19 protein-coding genes are annotated in these 18,040 nt (G+C 33.7%); 8 read left to right on the forward strand and 11 right to left on the reverse strand.

The window, feature by feature from the left end; all coding sequences use genetic code 11:
- Window positions 1–96: 96 nt before the first annotated feature.
- Window positions 97–1,326 carry a DUF6252 family protein gene (locus QMA06_RS01285; RefSeq protein WP_290205043.1) on the reverse strand — a complete coding sequence of 410 codons (1,230 nt, stop codon included), beginning with the start codon at window positions 1,324–1,326 and terminating at the stop codon, window positions 97–99.
- Window positions 1,327–1,646: 320 nt separating this feature from the next.
- On the opposite strand from QMA06_RS01285, the gene QMA06_RS01290 reads away from it, so the two are divergent.
- The 4 genes from QMA06_RS01290 to QMA06_RS01305 all read left to right on the forward strand — a co-directional run bounded on the left by QMA06_RS01290 (window position 1,647) and on the right by QMA06_RS01305 (window position 4,800).
- Complete coding sequence (locus QMA06_RS01290) at window positions 1,647–2,150, forward strand: 30S ribosomal protein S16 (protein WP_290205044.1); 504 nt, start codon at window positions 1,647–1,649, stop codon at window positions 2,148–2,150.
- Window positions 2,151–2,318: 168 nt separating this feature from the next.
- Window positions 2,319–2,846 carry a ribosome maturation factor RimM gene (rimM, locus tag QMA06_RS01295; RefSeq protein WP_290205045.1) on the forward strand — a complete coding sequence of 176 codons (528 nt, stop codon included), beginning with the start codon at window positions 2,319–2,321 and terminating at the stop codon, window positions 2,844–2,846.
- A 58-nt stretch (window positions 2,847–2,904) separates the two neighbouring features.
- The gene (locus tag QMA06_RS01300) at window positions 2,905–3,618 is read left to right on the forward strand and encodes a tRNA1(Val) (adenine(37)-N6)-methyltransferase (protein WP_290205046.1); all 714 of its coding nucleotides are present in this window, start codon (window positions 2,905–2,907) and stop codon (window positions 3,616–3,618) included.
- Window positions 3,619–3,768: 150 nt separating this feature from the next.
- Entirely contained in the window at window positions 3,769–4,800 is a 1,032-nt protein-coding gene (locus QMA06_RS01305) for an AI-2E family transporter (protein ID WP_290205047.1), read from the forward strand.
- Window positions 4,801–5,266: 466 nt separating this feature from the next.
- On the opposite strand, the gene QMA06_RS01310 is transcribed toward QMA06_RS01305, so the two are convergent.
- Window positions 5,267–5,746 carry a lipocalin family protein gene (locus QMA06_RS01310; protein ID WP_290205048.1) on the reverse strand — a complete coding sequence of 160 codons (480 nt, stop codon included), beginning with the start codon at window positions 5,744–5,746 and terminating at the stop codon, window positions 5,267–5,269.
- Between the two features lie 294 nt (window positions 5,747–6,040).
- On the opposite strand from QMA06_RS01310, the gene QMA06_RS01315 reads away from it, so the two are divergent.
- Both QMA06_RS01315 and QMA06_RS01320 read left to right on the forward strand, forming a co-directional pair.
- Window positions 6,041–7,219, forward strand: coding sequence for an acyl-CoA dehydrogenase family protein (locus tag QMA06_RS01315; protein ID WP_290205049.1), 1,179 nt, complete (start codon window positions 6,041–6,043; stop codon window positions 7,217–7,219).
- A gap of 182 nt (window positions 7,220–7,401) precedes the next feature.
- Entirely contained in the window at window positions 7,402–8,154 is a 753-nt protein-coding gene (locus QMA06_RS01320; protein ID WP_290205050.1) for an SGNH/GDSL hydrolase family protein, read from the forward strand.
- 273 nt (window positions 8,155–8,427) lie between these two features.
- Here the strand turns inward: QMA06_RS01320 and QMA06_RS01325 are convergent, their stop codons facing one another.
- From QMA06_RS01325 to trmB, 7 genes are all read right to left on the reverse strand, one after another.
- On the reverse strand, window positions 8,428–8,760 hold the full coding sequence (locus QMA06_RS01325; RefSeq protein ID WP_290205051.1) for a 2Fe-2S iron-sulfur cluster-binding protein: 333 nt from the start codon (window positions 8,758–8,760) through the stop codon (window positions 8,428–8,430).
- Window positions 8,761–8,813: 53 nt separating this feature from the next.
- Entirely contained in the window at window positions 8,814–9,875 is a 1,062-nt protein-coding gene (locus QMA06_RS01330; protein ID WP_290205052.1) for an NAD(P)/FAD-dependent oxidoreductase, read from the reverse strand.
- Between the two features lie 62 nt (window positions 9,876–9,937).
- Window positions 9,938–10,180 (reverse strand): NifU family protein, encoded by a 243-nt coding sequence (locus tag QMA06_RS01335; protein WP_290205053.1) that lies wholly within the window; start codon window positions 10,178–10,180, stop codon window positions 9,938–9,940.
- A gap of 57 nt (window positions 10,181–10,237) precedes the next feature.
- Window positions 10,238–11,374: an Mrp/NBP35 family ATP-binding protein gene (locus QMA06_RS01340; RefSeq protein WP_290205054.1), complete on the reverse strand. Its 1,137-nt coding sequence runs from the start codon at window positions 11,372–11,374 to the stop codon at window positions 10,238–10,240.
- Window positions 11,375–11,573: 199 nt separating this feature from the next.
- On the reverse strand, window positions 11,574–11,906 hold the full coding sequence (locus QMA06_RS01345) for an MGMT family protein (protein WP_290205055.1): 333 nt from the start codon (window positions 11,904–11,906) through the stop codon (window positions 11,574–11,576).
- Window positions 11,906–12,535, reverse strand: coding sequence for a LysE family transporter (locus tag QMA06_RS01350; RefSeq protein ID WP_290205056.1), 630 nt, complete (start codon window positions 12,533–12,535; stop codon window positions 11,906–11,908). The genes QMA06_RS01345 and QMA06_RS01350 overlap by 1 nt, the downstream gene beginning before the upstream one ends.
- Window positions 12,536–12,537: 2 nt before the next feature.
- Window positions 12,538–13,212: a tRNA (guanosine(46)-N7)-methyltransferase TrmB gene (trmB, locus tag QMA06_RS01355; RefSeq protein ID WP_290205057.1), complete on the reverse strand. Its 675-nt coding sequence runs from the start codon at window positions 13,210–13,212 to the stop codon at window positions 12,538–12,540.
- Between the two features lie 400 nt (window positions 13,213–13,612).
- On the opposite strand from trmB, the gene QMA06_RS01360 reads away from it, so the two are divergent.
- Window positions 13,613–14,401, forward strand: a complete 789-nt coding sequence (locus QMA06_RS01360; protein WP_290205058.1) for a glycosyltransferase — start codon at window positions 13,613–13,615, stop codon at window positions 14,399–14,401.
- Here the strand turns inward: QMA06_RS01360 and QMA06_RS01365 are convergent.
- Window positions 14,384–15,439 (reverse strand): sensor histidine kinase, encoded by a 1,056-nt coding sequence (locus QMA06_RS01365; RefSeq protein WP_290205059.1) that lies wholly within the window; start codon window positions 15,437–15,439, stop codon window positions 14,384–14,386. The genes QMA06_RS01360 and QMA06_RS01365 overlap by 18 nt on opposite strands.
- Window positions 15,439–16,125 (reverse strand): response regulator transcription factor, encoded by a 687-nt coding sequence (locus QMA06_RS01370; protein WP_290205060.1) that lies wholly within the window; start codon window positions 16,123–16,125, stop codon window positions 15,439–15,441. The genes QMA06_RS01365 and QMA06_RS01370 overlap by 1 nt, the downstream gene beginning before the upstream one ends.
- A gap of 233 nt (window positions 16,126–16,358) precedes the next feature.
- Here QMA06_RS01370 and QMA06_RS01375 point away from each other — a divergent pair, with 233 nt between their 5' ends.
- On the forward strand, window positions 16,359–18,020 hold the full coding sequence (locus QMA06_RS01375; protein ID WP_290205061.1) for a T9SS type A sorting domain-containing protein: 1,662 nt from the start codon (window positions 16,359–16,361) through the stop codon (window positions 18,018–18,020).
- Window positions 18,021–18,040 lie beyond the last annotated feature (20 nt).

The following is an 18,040-nucleotide window of genomic DNA, read 5'->3' on the forward strand; positions in this document are numbered from 1 at the left end:
CAAATTAACATCTTTAACAAAGACTTAAATGTATTTAACAAAAAAAGGCGCCACTCATTAAGAGTGACGCCATTTTTAAAAATAGTATAGGATTTTTTAGGCCTGTAAATAATCTGGTATTCCGTCACCATTAGCATCAAGTGCATCATCAGGATTACCATCGCCATTAGGATCGGCATTTTCATTTATGGTTAAAATGCCGTCACCGTCATCATCATTATCTAAGTAATCCACATCCATATCTCCGTCCGTATCTACCGGATTACCGTTTTCGTCAACAGCTTCATATTGCGTTAATATTCCATCTCCATCATCGTCATTATCTAAATAATTAGGTACACCGTCACCATCTGTATCGTCATTAGTCTTATCACCATCACCATTAAAATCTTCAAAAACATTTGGTACGCCATCACTATCATCATCTGCACAGTCTAAAGCCTCAATTTTAGATTGAAAACTTCCATCTTCATCTCCACAGATTTCAATTTGCTCTTGAAGATAAAATAAGTATTGCGCACATTTTTCATTATAATTGCCGATCGTCGCCATGATATGTTGCGATTCAGCTTCAAGCGTATTGGCCGTCACCACATCACATGGCAAGTCGCAATTATTTAATTCGCTTAGCATCGTTTCAATAACTTCATCTACATCTCCGCAATAATTTCGTTGTACATTTAAGGCAGATACATAATTACTACATGCGGCTACATAATCAGCTCTATTTATAAACGTTAAGCCTTCAGAAGTTGCGGCTTGAAAATTCATTAGTGCGTCATCTGCAAGTATTTCTACATCCTCACAAACAATAGGGTCTGAAGGTAATGTACCATTCAGCAACGGAACTTTATAAAAAATCCCTCCATATATTGGATTCTCTAAATTACCTTCTTTAGTTGCACCAGTAAAATTAACAACATCCCCCTCTGCGCTATAAGCATTAAAGCGAAATGTACCCGTAAATGTATTATTTAATATTTCAGTAAGTCTAATTTCACCAAAATCCGGATAAAGCGATCCATTAAAATTATTGGTAGAATACACCGTTCCATCCGCAGCTATAAACTTGGCTTCCATTGATTCCACATTTCCTAAGGCATAATCACCGACCACTGTAGTAGGTAAAATCAACTCTAAGGTTTGGGCGTTATTAATACCTGTAATCGTTAATAAGCCAGATTCATCTATATTGGCATAGAACGCTTTGGCTCTCCAAGGTTGGTTATTAAGCGTGCCCTGTATCGCTGGAGAATTAAATTGAACTTCGTCACCACAACTGAATACTGTTAGTAAAACAAGAGATAAGAGGATTAATTTTTTCATTTGTAAGAGAGTCTTTTATCTTTGCTTCAAATATAGCGAAACAAGAATATCAAAAGTATCATTTTTTTTATTATTGTCTCTCTTGAATGTTTTTCTTTTCGTTTATACGCAATAAAATCCTACAAGCATTAAAGTCCACCTTTTATATTTTATAAGTCGATTTGTTAACTGTCTCCTTATTTATGCGGAACAATTAAGACTACCAAAGGAAGATAAAAAGACTTAAAACTAAATGTTTTAAAGCGTTCAAAATTAAAAAATTATAGTATCTTTGCGCCCTCATTAATAACAGAGGTCGAGAACCTCACTAATTAATTATTATGCCTGTAAAAATTAGATTACAAAGACACGGTAAGAAAGGAAAACCTTATTACTGGATCGTAGCAGCGGATTCACGCGCTAAAAGAGATGGTAAATACCTAGAAAAATTAGGTGCTTACAACCCAAACACCAATCCTGCAACTATTGAATTAGATGTTAACGGAGCTGTAACTTGGTTACAAAATGGTGCACAACCAACTGACACTGCAAAAGCTATTTTATCTTATAAAGGAGCGATGCTAAAAAATCATTTAGCTGGTGGAGTTAGAAAAGGTGCTTTAACAGAAGAGCAAGCTGAAGAAAAATTCAACGCTTGGTTAGAAGAAAAAGCAGCTAAAGTTGAAGCAAAAACTGAAGGTCTCTCTAAAGCAGATGCAGACGCTAAAGCAAAAGCATTAGACGCTGAAAAAGCGGTAAATGAAGCACGAATTGCTGCTGCAGCACCAGCTGAAGAAGCAACAGAAGACGGTGAAGCTACAACAGCAGCTAACGAAGAAGAATAAAGAAATTATTTTTTATACTTTTAAACCCTGACATTTATTTCGTCAGGGTTTTTTATTGCACAAAATCTATTAACTGTTTTATCTTTCCGAGAAAGCGGGAATGAACTAAACATTTAGAATTAATTATAAAATTCCTGATTTACAGGAACAGCAAATTCAAGTTTTATTATGAAAAAAGACGACTGTTTTTACCTAGGGAAAATTGTAAAAAAATACAGCTTTAAAGGAGAACTCCTAGCTAAGTTAGATACTGACGAACCTGATTTGTACGATAATCTCGATGCCATTTTTATTGATCTAAGAGGAAATCTGGTCCCTTTCTTTATTGAATCCTCACAATTACATAAATCGAACTTATTACGTTTAAAATTTGAAGACGTTAATTCTGAAGCGGATGCCGACGCTTTAATTAAAACTGAATTGTATCTTCCACTCGATTTACTACCTAAACTCGAGGGTGAAAAATTTTATTTTCACGAAGTGATTGGTTTTAAGATTAAAGATAAAAATTTTGGAGACGTCGGAATCATTAAAGCTATCAACGATTCAACTGCACAGGCTTTATTCGAAATCGACAGAAATGGAATTGAAATTTTAATTCCTATGAATGATGAATTTATTACTAAAGTGGATAGAGAAAATAAAGTTATTGAGGTTAATACACCCGAGGGTTTAATTGAATTATACATTGAATAAACTTCCAAACATTACCTCCTAATTTTCACAAAATGGATGTTACTTTTATATTAAGTGAATGACTAAACCGTTTAAATTCAAACAATTTACAGTTAATCAAGATCGCTGTGCCATGAAAATAGGAACGGATGGAGTTTTGCTTGGCGCTTGGGCCTCAGTAGATGAAAATCCATTTTCTGTTTTAGATATTGGCGCGGGAACCGGAGTTTTATCTTTAATGATAGCACAAAGAAGCGCTGCTGAAAATATTGAAGCTATTGAAATTGATGCAGATGCATACGAACAATGTGCAGATAATTTCGAAAATTCTGCTTGGGCAGATCGCCTATTTTGTTATCATGCCTCGTTATTAGAATTTACGGAAGAAATTAATGATAAATACGATCTCATTATTTGTAATCCTCCGTTTTATGCTGAAGATTATAAAACCACAGATTCTTCTAGAGATTTAGCACGTTTTAATGATGCCATGCCTTTTAGTCATTTAATTTATGCTGTTAAAAATTTGCTATCAGAAGACGGTATTTTTTCAGTTATAATACCATATAAAGAAGAAGCTAATTTTGTGAAATTGGCTATAAAAGCTGACTTATTTCCCAATCGTATCTGTCATCTTAAAGGAAACCCTGAAGCAGAATTTAAGCGAAATTTATTAGAATTTTCATTTAAAAAAACTGAGACAACAACCTCCACATTGGTTATAGAAACGAGTCGACATCAATACACAGAAGACTATATTACCTTAACGAAAGATTTTTATTTAAAAATGTAAACTACATTACATAAGATTAAGTTTTTACTATCACATTCCGTTTACGATCTATTATGCCATGACTTGGTTTCGGTAGATCCTAAGGAAAAGCTTTTAATTGGCTAAATTTTGATGTACTTTTAAAGAGATAAACCTCTAAAACTATTTCTTTTGTCCACCGAAAAAATTGAAATTTCAGCACTTAATTTAATTAAGATTCTTTTGCTTTCAGGCGGTATTTTAGTCTTACTTTATTATGGAAAAGATATTATAATGCCTTTATTGGTTGCAGCCATAATCTCCATATTATTAGACACTCCTGTACAAAAATTTAAAAGTCTTGGTTTACCAAATTGGCTCTCCATTACTCTTGCTGTGTTATTAATGCTCGTAGTGTTTTCGTTACTTTTTTGGCTTATAAGCTCTCAAATTAATAACATGGCGCAAGATTGGCCAACTATTAAAGATAAAGCTACCGATAAACTGAATTCATTCTCACAATGGGCTAATGACCGACTCAATTGGGATTATAAAGACTATATAGAAAACAATAAGAAATTGGTAGAAAAAGCAGAAAGTTTGGCCAGTATTTTTCTAGCATCTTTAATGAGTCTCTTATCTCAATCGCTCATCATTTTTGTATATATCATTCTTTTTTTAATGCAGAAACTTCAATTTGTGAATTTTTTTAAAAAACTATTTTCAAATCAAACAGCGATAAATTCACTATTAAAAAATTCAGCCAAAATAACAAGAAACTATTTTGTGGGAAAAGGAAAGATAATGCTCTTTCTATTTGTCATTTATTATGTAGGTTTCCTGATTGGCTCCGTACCTTACGCTTTATTCTTAGCTTTATTTGCCGCTTTATTTTCCATAATTCCATACGTAGGAAATGTTATTGGAGGTGGCGTGGCTGTAATTCTATCATACCTCTACGCCGGTTCCACACCAGCATTAATTGTGATTGGAGTGGTTTCTGCAACACAAATTATTGAAAATTACGTATTAACCCCTTGGATAATAGGAGACGAAATAAATTTAAATCCCTTTATGACTATTTTCGGAATAATATTGTTCTCATCATTATGGGGCGTTGTGGGTGCGATCATTTCCTTACCATTAATCGGAGTTTTAAAAGTTATATTTGATCATACCAAAGGCATGGCTCCTTATGCCTATTTGTTTGAAAAAACAGATTAGGGAATACTGCTTGTTTAAAATTTAACGGCTTTAGAATTTCTAAACATCATTAAGACTGAGTTTGTAGATATAGACTTTTTTGTTAGACTAAGTTTCAATGAAGAAGTTGACCAATAGTTTAAATGCGACTAGAAGATTCAACTTACGAGTTCTAAAACTTCTGTTCTCTTAACAATTGTAAACAAGGTGTAAGATTTTTGTATTGTATTTGTACTAGAAAATTAAAGAAATGTTTCTAGCTCATAATATTCGTAAAGTAGGGTGTTAAAAATTTGATTGAATTCAGCTTCAATACAACTAAATTAAATAGTTCAGAAGTAGTCATTCAATCTTCTCGACATAACTACACAGGAGATTACACTAACGTAATAAAGAACTTTGTAGTTGTAATACTAAATTTAAATTTTCACGAAAAAAAAGTGGTTTGTCTAATTAGAAAAACCACTTTTAATATATAAAATCCAGATTACCTTCTTTCATATATTATAGTATACTCGTAGCGATATTCTGTACCACCAAATTGATCCTCATCCACTTCATATATTTCTAAATTTCCTCCAGAAAAACCATAACTCACTTCAGTTATATCAGTTCCATCATCGTCTGTTGTAGTTATAACTAAATTATCTCCATTAATCGTGTAAGTCCCTTCTCTTGTAATTTCGTATTCCTCAATCTCACCATTATTCACATATGATTCGCTATAAAAAGAGTTGAAAGTACCGTCAGCGTTAAATGTTACTCTTTCTATTTCGTCATCGCCATACACTTCTTCTCCGCTGTCTACAAGTTCTCCATTTACAAAATCTCGGTAGACTTCAGTTGTAGCTTCCCATTCACCAATTAAATTTTCAGAAGGATTGGAATTTCCATCATCGTCGCTACTACACGCAGTAAAACTAAAGATTGTAACCAAGGCTAAAGCCAATAAATAAATTTTTTTCATAATATTTGGGGTTTAAATTATAAGGTGTAAACATAACAAATACTATTTCAATAACACACAATTATTTGTGTTTATAAATTCATTTACAATCCGTTAACCATAAGGATATGTTTTTCGTTAATCTTTTTGTTTACTAAAAAATCAGCTTCCTTCTGAAAACTTAAAAGTTTTTGTTTGAAATTGAAGGCAATTAAACCGTAATAGTTAAATTTGAAATCGAGACTTTTAGCAATCTTATAAAAAAGAATTTTGATTGTTATCTATATCTTTTTTAACACGTAAATACATTTAAAAATGAAGCCAGATTTATTCGAAGCACCAGACTATTATAACCTTGATGAATTATTGACTGATGAACACAAGTTAGTGCGTGATGCAGCCAGAGAATGGGTAAAGCGCGATGTGTCACCTATTATAGAAGAAGCTGCTCAAAAAGCCGAATTTCCAAAGTCAATTATTGGGGGATTAGCTGAAATAGGTGCGTTTGGACCATACATACCAGAAGAATATGGTGGCGCAGGATTAGACCAAATTTCTTATGGTTTAATTATGCAAGAAATTGAGCGTGGAGATTCAGGAGTAAGAAGTACAGCTTCAGTTCAGTCTTCTTTAGTTATGTATCCTATATGGAAATATGGTAACGAAGCGCAACGAAAAAAATACTTACCAAAATTAGCATCTGGCGAGTGGATAGGTTCTTTTGGATTAACAGAACCAGATCATGGGTCTAACCCGGGAGGAATGGTAACCAATTTTAAAGATATGGGAGATCATTATCTATTAAATGGTGCAAAAATGTGGATTAGTAATTCACCGTTCTGTCAAATTGCTGTGGTTTGGGCCAAAAACGAGGAAGGTCGTATTCACGGACTTATTGTAGAACGTGGTATGGAAGGTTTCTCTACTCCAGAAACCCATAACAAATGGTCGCTAAGAGCTTCTGCAACTGGCGAGCTTATTTTCGATAATGTAAAAGTGCCAAAAGAAAACTTATTACCCAACAAATCAGGTTTAGGAGCCCCTTTAGGCTGTTTAGATTCAGCACGATTTGGAATTGCTTGGGGAGCTATCGGAGCGGCAATGGATTGTTACGACACAGCATTGCGTTATAGTAAGGAACGTATGCAATTTGGAAAACCAATAGGGCAGTTTCAACTGCAACAAAAGAAACTTGCTGAAATGATTACCGAAATTACAAAAGCACAATTATTGGCGTGGAGACTAGGCGTAATGCGAGAGGCGGGTACTGCGACATCAGCACAAATATCTATGGCAAAACGAAACAATGTGGATATGGCCATCAATGTGGCGCGTGAAGCAAGACAAATGCTTGGCGGTATGGGAATTTCTGGAGAATATAGCATTATGCGCCATTCTATGAACCTTGAGAGTGTAATTACTTATGAAGGGACTCACGATATTCATCTGTTAATAACCGGATTAGATATTACAGGTTTAAATGCTTTTAAGTAAAACGCGTAAGACGGTAAGCGACATTTAATTTATTCTTACAGATAGATGCTGTCTGAACCCAACATATATTTAATAAAATGCTTCTTTCTAGATTGGAATCTAGATGGAAGCATTTTTTTTAAATCAATGATTAATTGATGTAAAAATAAAACCACAATAGCACAAATCTCGTATATATACTTATGAAACAATTACTAAAAACTATTGGTTTTAGTTTATTATTATTTGTGGTCTGTTGCAACAATGACGACATTACTTTGCTCGAAGAAGACGTAGAAGATGTCGAAATAATTATCGATAATGATGATGAGATAACGACTCCAAACACTTATAATATTTTAGCGCTTGGCGATAGTTACACTATAGGCGAAAGTGTATGTGACACCTGTCGATTCCCAGAGCAATTAAAATCTCAATTAATATCAGCGTTTTCCGATCAAGATAATTTTAATCTTAATATCATTGCTCAAACAGGTTGGACTACCACAAATCTAAATAATGCTATTATTACAGAAAACCCTGAGAACAACTATGACTTAGTAACCCTATTAATTGGCGTGAACAATCAATACCAAGTCAAACCTTTTTCACTTTATGAAACTGAGTTTCCTTCTTTAGTTTCAAAAGCGATTCAATTAGCTAAAAACGACAAAGATAATGTGATTGTGGTTTCTATTCCTGATTATGCTTATACTCCTTTCGGTCAGAATAGCAGTAATACGCAAACAATTACTCAACAAATAAATGCGTATAATACATTTGCTCAAAATTATTGTAATCAGCAAAATATTACATTTATAAATATTACCGACATTACACGACAAGGACTAAATAATCCAAATTTAGTCGCATCTGATGGTTTACATCCTTCGGCGTTGGCATATACTATGTTTGTACAACGCTTACTTCCTATTGCTGTAGAAAAAATTGAATAAGATTTATTTCTTTAGTTGAAAATATTCTTAACGTTGCGCTGAGTGTAATTATAAAAAAATTGATGTTTTTTTGAAAGAAAAGATACATCTAGAAAAATTGTCGATTACATTCTTTTAGATAAGTAAAAAAAATTAAACAAAATTGACTATAGTCAGTACGAAATTTTTGTTTTATTGTTAATTTTCAATATGTTGACACATAAAACCAACTGTTAATAATCGTGTTTAGCTCTACAATTGTCCCAAATTTACGAATTGATTTTGCAGGAATTTTTAAGACTCAGGTGCCAACTCAACTTCTAAACCTTCCATGTCTGGTGTCATCTGAATTTGACAACCTAAACGCGAATTATCTTTTACATAAAATGCTTCAGAAAGCATAGCTTCTTCATCGTCTTGCATTTCTGGTAATTCTGTTTCGCTTAACACATAACATTGACACGACGCACACATGGCCATACCACCACAAATACCAATAGTACCCTCAGGAGCCAGTTCGTACGACCGTACTACCTCCATTAAATTCATTGCCATATCAGTCGGAGCTTCGATTTGGTGTTTTACTCCATCTCTGTCTATGATTGTGATATTGATATCTTGTTCCATGTTTATTTTTAGAATATCTAGACTGTTCTCTAGATAACTATTAATTAATATATCTAATCGATTGCTTTCACAACCGCTTTAGGAGCTTGCTTACGTGTTCCATCAAAACCATTAACCCCTGCAACTGTAGTATATTTTAAAACGTAACGTTTTCCCGGATTTATTATTTGATAGGCTGATTGACACATCAATGTGGCTTCGTGAAAACCACATAGAATCAATTTCAACTTTCCAGGATAAGTGTTCACATCTCCAATAGCAAAAATACCAGGTATATTCGTTTGATAATCTAAAGAATTATCCACTTTTATGGCGTTCTTTTCAATTTCTAATCCCCAATTTGCAATCGGTCCTAATTTAGGAGATAGGCCAAATAAAGGAATAAAATGATCGCAATCTACTTCATATTCTTTTTCTATATGTTTAGCTTGTTTTACGACTACGGCTTCCAATTTATCATCACCAACGAGACCCATAACCTCAGCAGGAGTTATGAGGTTTATCTTTCCCGTATTCTTTAATTCCTGAACCTTTTCAACAGAATCCAGATGTCCTCTAAATTCGTTACGTCTGTGAATTAAAGTGACCTCAGAAGCTACATCACTTAAAAATATACTCCAATCTAAAGCCGAATCACCACCGCCAGCTATTACCACCTTTTTATTTCTATAGAATTCAGGATCCTTAATCATATACTCCACTCCGTTATCTTCGAAGTCTGTAATATTATGAATTAAGGGTTTTCTAGGTTCAAAACTTCCTAAACCACCTGCAATTGCAACTACTGGCGCTTGGTGTTTTGTACCTTTATTTGTGGTGACAATAAAACTTCCGTCTTCTTGCTTTTCTATAGTCTCTGCGCGTTCGCCTAATGTAAATCCTGGTTCAAACTGTTTGCACTGTTCTAATAATTTGTCCGTTAGATCACCAGCTAATATTTCTGGATAAGCCGGAATATCGTATATCGGTTTTTTAGGATAAAGTTCTGTACATTGACCACCTGCTTGTGGAAGGGCATCAATTAAATGGCATTTTAGTTTTAGAAGTCCAGCTTCAAAGACCGTAAAAAGTCCTGTTGGTCCTGCGCCAATAATAAGTATATCTGTTGTAATCATGAATGTAAAATTGAAATCAAAATTACTAATGTCTTTGCATTTAGAAGGTGATAATTGTCACATTACTTCTCAACATTAATAACTTTTTCGATTTGTGGAGCATATTTTTTAATAGTCATCTCTACACCAGACTTTAAAGTCATTTGGTTAACGCTACAAGATGTGCACGCACCAACTAACTGAACTTTTACTAATCTATCATCTTCAATAGACAATAAATCAATATCTCCGCCATCACTTTGTAAAAACGGTCGGATTTCGTCTAATGCTTTTTCAACATTTAATCTAAGTTCTTCTGAGCTCATTTAATTTGTTTTTCCTCACCCTACACCCTCGTAATAGATGAGAGATGTATTGGATTATTATTTTTTCACAGCAGAACAACCTGCCATTGTTGTTATTTTTATAGCTTCGGTAGCTGGTAAAGCGTCGTTTCTATTCACTACTTGTTGCACTACTTCTCTAGTAATAGTTTCAAAAGCATCTTCAATCGGTGTTGCAGTTTGCAGTGCCGCTGGCCGTCCTAAATCTCCTGCTTCTCTTATACTTTGAATCAATGGTACTTCTCCTAAAAATGGTACTTTTAGATCATCAGCTAAATGCTTCGCCCCTTCTTTTCCAAATATATAATATTTATTTTCTGGAAGTTCTGCTGGTGTAAAGTAAGCCATATTTTCAATTATCCCTAAAACAGGGACATTGATACTATCTTGTTGAAACATTGCAACTCCTTTTTTAGCATCTGCTAAAGCTACATTCTGAGGAGTACTAACCACCACTGCTCCTGTAATGGGTAAAGCCTGCATAATACTTAAGTGAATATCACCAGTGCCAGGAGGTAAATCTAGTAACAAGAAATCTAATTCTCCCCAAGCAGCATCAAAAATCATTTGATTTAATGCTTTAGAAGCCATAGGCCCTCGCCAAATTACAGCTTGGTCTGGTTTTGTAAAAAAGCCAATAGACAATACCTTAACCCCATAATTTTCTACAGGCTTCATTTTTGACTTACCATCTACATTTACAGATAGTGGTCGTTCGTTCGCCACATCGAACATAATTGGGATGGATGGTCCATAAATATCAGCATCTAAAACACCTACTTTAAATCCCATTTTAGATAAAGTCACCGCTAAATTTGCGGTTACCGTTGATTTACCGACTCCACCTTTTCCCGAAGCAACTGCTACAATATTCTGAATACCAGGAATTGCTTTTCCTTTTATCTCATTTTTTGGTTGAGCAGCGGGAGCATGAACTTTTACATTAACTTTAATTTTTGCTTTTTCATAAACTTTTCTATGAATGGTCTGCAAAATTTCAACTTCGGTTTTTTTACGTGCCTGAAGACTTGGATTTTTTATAGTAATATCTACAATCACTTCATCTGCAAATGTCACGACATTAGTTACCGCGCCGCTATCTACCATATTTTCACCTTCTCCAGGCGCTGTAATGGTTTTAAGTGCGTTTAATATATCTTGTTTGTTAAGTTTCATAATTATTGAAAGACTTAAGAAAAGTAGAAACTAGAATATAGGCTCATTCACTCTTCTTATTAAGATTAATTCTAAATGCAAAGATACTGAGAATAGTTTAGAATTTAGACTGAATAAATTGAATTGATTTATGAGTGAATTCGATTTGTAAATAGAAAAATGAATTTGTAATTATTCGTGATTTTGTTATACGATAACGTTAAGGCAATTCCTTCACAGGATCCCAATAAACTGCTTCTAAGTTCTGAATTTGATTTTCAATCACCTCAACCCCTTCACTTTCTAATAACTGCTGCATTAAATTAGTTCCTTCAAAATGATGTTTTCCGGTTAAAAGTCCTTTTCTATTCACCACTCTATGTGTGGGTATATCTTTTCCATGAGAACCATTCATAGCATAACCAACAATTCTCGCACTTTTCCCCGCCCCTAAATATTTAGCAATCGCCCCGTAATTGGTCACTCTTCCATAGGGAATTTGTTTTGCTACATCGTAAACTTTTTCAAAAAAGCTTAGGGTCTCAGGTTTCATTACAATTCTTTTAAAATGTTAATAAAAGTTATTAAGGCAACAACACCTGTTATAATACCAATACTTAAATTCATACTTTTTTGAGAAGTAAAATTTCGGTCTTTAATTTTATCGAAAAAGAAAATATAAAAATAAAGCATTACAAAAGTACCTGTTGCGGCACCTGTAACATACGTGACAATACTTAGTTTTTCGAAATTCAACCATCCGAAAGACACCAATGTAATGGTCATATAAGCTTGATAAGGAATAGGAAATACGTTTAATGCAGACAATAACATGCCGTGCAATAATCTACCATGCTTACTTTTTATCTCCGTTTCTTTTTTAGGTTCTTCTTGTTGAGAGGCTAACACTAAAAAGTATACTGTTATTAATACAAAAATTACAAATGCTACCCGTTGAAGAATTTCTACAATATCTGGATGACTGGATAAGTAACGTGCAAAAATAGCAGCGACATACGTTTGTATGTACACTATTATACAAACCCCTGTGGAAAACATAATACCGCGTCCTGCTCCTTCTTTAAGGCTTATTCTAGCTGCTGTCATATTCAACAAACCCGGTGGAACTACTCCAATAAGCGCTACAAAAAGCCCCAAAAAGAAAATGACCGTTATACTCAAGATTAGTTGATTTTGAATCTAATATACGTAATTGCTTTATCTTTTTCTAAATACTGATTTTCATAGAATGTTTTAATTTCGGTGACGTCTTCTGGGCTTCCTTCTAATTTGTAAACATTATGATTAGCGTAAAGCACCTCATGCCCCAAACCATGCAATAAACCTAGGGTATAACCATGCATAAATTCGCTGTCCGTTTTTAAATGCATTAGACCATTTGGTTTTAATACTTTTTTATAGCGATCTAAAAACTGTAAGTTAGTCATTCTATGCTTGGTACGTTGGTATTTTATTTGAGGATCTGGAAAAGTAATCCAGATTTCATCAACTTCATTTTCCTCAAAAACAGATTCTACAAGTTCTATTTGAGTTCTTATAAAAGCAGCATTCGGAATATCTTCTTCAATGGCTGTTTTAGCACCGCGCCAAAATCGAGCTCCTTTAATGTCAATCCCTATAAAGTTTTTATTGGGATAGCGTTTTGCCAAACCAACTGTATACTCACCCTTTCCACAACCCAATTCTAACACCAACGGATTGTCGTTTTTAAAAACCTCCGCTCTCCACTTTCCTTTCAGTTTGAATGTTGTATCGACCAATTCTTCGCGAGTTGGCTGATATACATTATGAAAGGTTTCATTTTCTCTAAAGCGTTTCTGTTTATTTTTACTTCCCACTCATTTTAAATTTATACCTTTTTTGATATGCCATAAAATATTCTTAAATAGGTATTATTAATAATTCGGTAAAATTAAGCAAACAAATTAGGTTTATCTTTGTTTTAGCAACTCATATCTCAAAACACTGAAACCAATTCAACATAAAAAACAGATTATAGTCGCTCCTTTAAATTGGGGATTAGGGCATGCCACACGTTGTATTCCTATAATAAACGCATTAATACAGCACAATTTAAGCCCTATAATTGCCAGTGACGGAGATGCTCTTCGCTTATTACAAAAAGAGTTTCCAAAACTTCAAACCTTTGAATTACCTTCATATAACATATCGTATTCAAAAAATCCCAAAAAACTTAAATTAAAATTCTTTAAAGAAACACCTCATTTTTTAAGAACAATGAAGAAAGAGCAAAAGGCGATTGCAAAAATTGTTGCATCGCATGCTATTTCTGGTATAATTTCGGATAATCGATTTGGCGCACGGCACAGTAATATTCCGTCCGTCTTTATTACGCATCAATTACAGGTATTAAGCGGTAATACTACCTGGCTGAGTACTAGGATTCATCAAAAAATTATTTCTAAATTTAATGAATGTTGGGTTCCAGATTATCCTTCCGAAAAAAATATAAGCGGTATTTTAGGGCATGTTGAAAGTATCAAAACACCATTAAAATATTTAGGCCCATTGTCTAGATTTGAAAAACAAAATTTACAGATTAAATATCCACTTTTGGTGATACTCTCTGGCCCCGAACCTCAACGGACATTTTTGGAAGAAAAACTATTTGAGGCACTAAAAAGTTATTCTGGAAACATCTGTTTTATAAAAGGTGTTATTGCATCTCAACAATCAATTACGCAGCATAACCATATGACAATTTATAATTACATGACAAGTGCTGAGCTTGAATCTGCAATAAACGAGAGTGACATGGTATTGAGCAGATCGGGATATACAACGATTATGGATTTGGTGAAATTAGAGAAAAAAGCATTCTTCATACCAACCCCAGGACAATTTGAACAAGAATATTTAGCAGAAAAATTAAAAGCTGAAGGAATTGCTCCTTCTTGTAAACAACATGAGTTTTCAATTGAATTATTGGCACAATGCAACAATTATAGCGGTTTTAAATCGGAAAAATCGGAATTGAATTACGCGAAATTATTTTGTCTTTTCTAAAGTAAACGAAAACTCACTACCAACCCCCAACTCACTTTCAATATATATTTTTTCTTCGTGTGCTTCTATAATATGTTTCACAATCGAGAGTCCCAAACCAGAACCACCTTCTTTACGAGAGCCACTTTTATCGACGCGATAAAATCGTTCGAACAAGCGCTGAAGGTTAGCTTTAGCAATGCCTTCACCATTATCCGTTACTCTTATTATAGCCTTATTTTTAATTAGATTTTCAATACTAACTTCTGTAGTTCCTTTTTCTCTTCCATATTTTATAGAATTGACCACCAAATTAGTTAATACTTGCTGAATACGTTCTTTATCTGCAAATACCATAATTGGCTCAGGATAATCGATATCGAAAGTTAAGGTAATGTATTTTTTTGCAGCTTTCATTTCAAAAAGATCAAACACGTTTTGTACCAATTTCACAACATCAAAATTTTCTTTATGCAATCTAAGATCACCAACTTCGAGTTTGGTAATCATATCTAAATCTTTAATGATATAGGTTAAACGCTCTACTCCCTTGCTCGCTCTGGCTAAATATTTCTTCTTAATTTTTTCATCCTCAATACCTCCATCCAACAAGGTGAGTAGATAACTCTGTACGCTAAATAAAGGAGTTTTTAGCTCGTGAGATACGTTACCAATAAATTCCTTCCGGTATTCTTCCCTAATTTTTAGAGTTTCAATTTCAATTTTTTTGGTCTTAGCGTATTTATCAATTTCTTTAGTTAAAGTTCCCATATCAGTAGTTATGGGTTGTTGTCTCAAATTTGTGGATTCTAAAAGTGTGAGGTCGTCATAGATTTTCTTAACACGTTTATATATAAAACGTTCAACCCTATACTGAACAATAGCAAAACAAAGCGGGAAGCAGATGATGGGAAAAAATATAAGTTGCCAATGAAAGCTATGGTAGTAATATAAAAAAGTAAATACAAGCGCTGTAGTAAACAACGTTACGTATAGCGCTGTTCTAAAGGCGAATTTATAAGTTTTTTTTAAACTTTTAGGTTGTTGTTTTTTTTGCATCAGTCTACAAACTTATAACCAACGCCTTTTACGGTTTTAAAAGATTTATCACCAATTTTTTCACGAAGTTTTCTAATATGGACATCAATCGTTCTACCACCTACGACGACCTCATTTCCCCATACTTTATCTAATATTTCATCGCGTTTAAAAACCTTACCAGGTTTGGTTGCTAACAAAGATAGTAATTCAAACTCTTTTCGTGGCAGTGTAATTTCTTCGTCTTTAATCGTTATTTTATATTCTTCCTTATAAATAACTAAATCGCCTATTTTAATAATATTTTCTACGAAGCTATCGGTATTTTTAAGACGTCGGAGTAAAGCCTTTACTTTACTAATTAAAACTTTTGGTTTAATAGGTTTTGCAATATAATCGTCCGCACCAGCATCAAAACCAGCGACCTGAGAATAATCTTCACCTCTTGCCGTTAGGAAGGTTATAATGGTTTCGCTTAATTCTGGTAATTCTCTAATACGTTCACAAGCTTCAATGCCATCCATTTTAGGCATCATTACATCTAAAATAATTAAATGTGGTTTATGTTTTTTAGCTAGATCAACTGCTTCTAATCCATTTTCACCTTTGACAACTTGGTAGCCTTCAGAGGATAAATTATAACCTATAATTTCTAAAATATCTGGTTCATCATCAACCAATAATATTTTAATATCTTTCTTTTTCAATTGTATTTTAGTTTTAATAATAATTGTAAATATAAATTATATCCCTGTGAACTATTTAAAAATATTGAATTGATAACAATTCCCTAACATTAATATGTACTATTGGAAAGGCTGAAAAGCACTTTTCTACACTATGTTAACATATTGTAAAAACTGACAAGTAATCAGTATTCTCGTTCTTAAAACTGAGGATTAGTTATTATATTTGTTATCTAACTTTTATAAAATCGATTATGAAGAAAATTTACTTTTTATTTATTGCATTATTAATTACCTCTTTAACATTCGGACAAGAACTGTTATCGAACGGTAATTTTGAAACATGGACAGACGCTAATACGCCTGAAAGCTGGACTAAAATTGAAAATGTAACTCAAGAATCTACTGAGGCTCATACTGGCAACTTTTCTGCTAAGCATACTGCAGATGGAACTAAAGATTTAGGACAAACAATTACAGGCATCACACCAGGAAATTCTTACACAGTATCAATGTGGTACAAAGTAGAATCTGGTGATGATACGGATGCGAGAATTTGGAGTTATTGGAAAGATGATATGGGTGACAATATTGCTGATAATTCTGATGAATTAAGAGGCCCTAACAATTCTTACTTTGATAATAACGGGAATCAATGGACTCAATATAGTGTAACCTTAACTGCACCTGCGACTGCAGCTGGCTTTTATTTTGAAGCAAGAGCTTATGGTAGTGCTGTAGTATATTGGGATGATTTTTCTTTCTTTCAAGAAGTAGGTGCAGTACCAGCATTGAGTGTTACTTCTCCTGCTGATGGAGCATCTGTACCTAATTCTGATGTAGATGTTGAAATTAGCGTTCAAAATTTTAATGTAGCTGCTGCCGGAAGTGGTGACGGTTATATTGTATATAGTGTAGATGGTGGTGCAAACATTGATAAATTTGATACTGCAGCAGTTAGCTTATCTAGTCTTACAGATGGTTCGCATACTGTAGATTTTGAATTGGTTGACAATTCTGGAGCTTCATTAAGTCCGGATGCCGTAACAGCGTCTGTTACTTTCGATGTTACCTCAACAAACCAAGTATCAGATATCACGGCTTTACGTGCTGGAACTCTTGGTGAATTTTACGAGTTAACCGGTGAAGCAATTATTTCTTACATCGTTACTGAAGGTAATAGAAATCAAAAATATATCCAAGATAGTGGAGCTGGTATTCTTATCGACGATGTTGCAGGTACGTTATCTACCGCTTTTAATATTGGTGATGGTCTTACAGGTATCAAAGGACAGTTATCTGATTTTAATGGTACACTTCAATTTGTACCTAGTGAAAACATAGCTACGGCATCTTCTACTGATAACACTTTAACTCCAATAGTAATTAGTGCTGCAGATCTTATCAACAATGGTGAAACTTACGAAAGCAGATTAATCACTTTGAACAATGTAACATTTACAGATTCAGGTGTATTTGAAGATAACACCAACTACGATGTTGCCGACGGTACGGATGTTACTATTGCGAGAGTTGCTTTTGGTGATGAAGATTTAATTGGTACTGCTATTCCTGCAGCGGCGTCAAGCATTACAGGTATCGGTGGTCAATTTAATGACGATTATCAAATATTTCCTAGATATGTAAGTGATATTGCTGCTCCATTGAGTACAAATCAGTTTAATACTAATTCATTTAGCATATATCCTAACCCAACAAATACAGGATCGGTTTCAATTTCTTCTACTAATAGCGAAGTAATAAAAGTTCAAGTATTCGATATTTTAGGTAAGCAAGTTAAAAACCAAACGTTAACCAACAACTCATTAAATGTTGCTAGCTTAAAGTCTGGTGTTTACATTGTAAAAATTACTCAGAATAATGCTTCTACAACTAAGAAATTGGTGATTAAGTAAGTATAATTCTAATTATATAA

The organism is Winogradskyella bathintestinalis, from assembly GCF_030407435.1.
In the GTDB taxonomy this organism is placed as follows: domain Bacteria; phylum Bacteroidota; class Bacteroidia; order Flavobacteriales; family Flavobacteriaceae; genus Winogradskyella; species Winogradskyella bathintestinalis.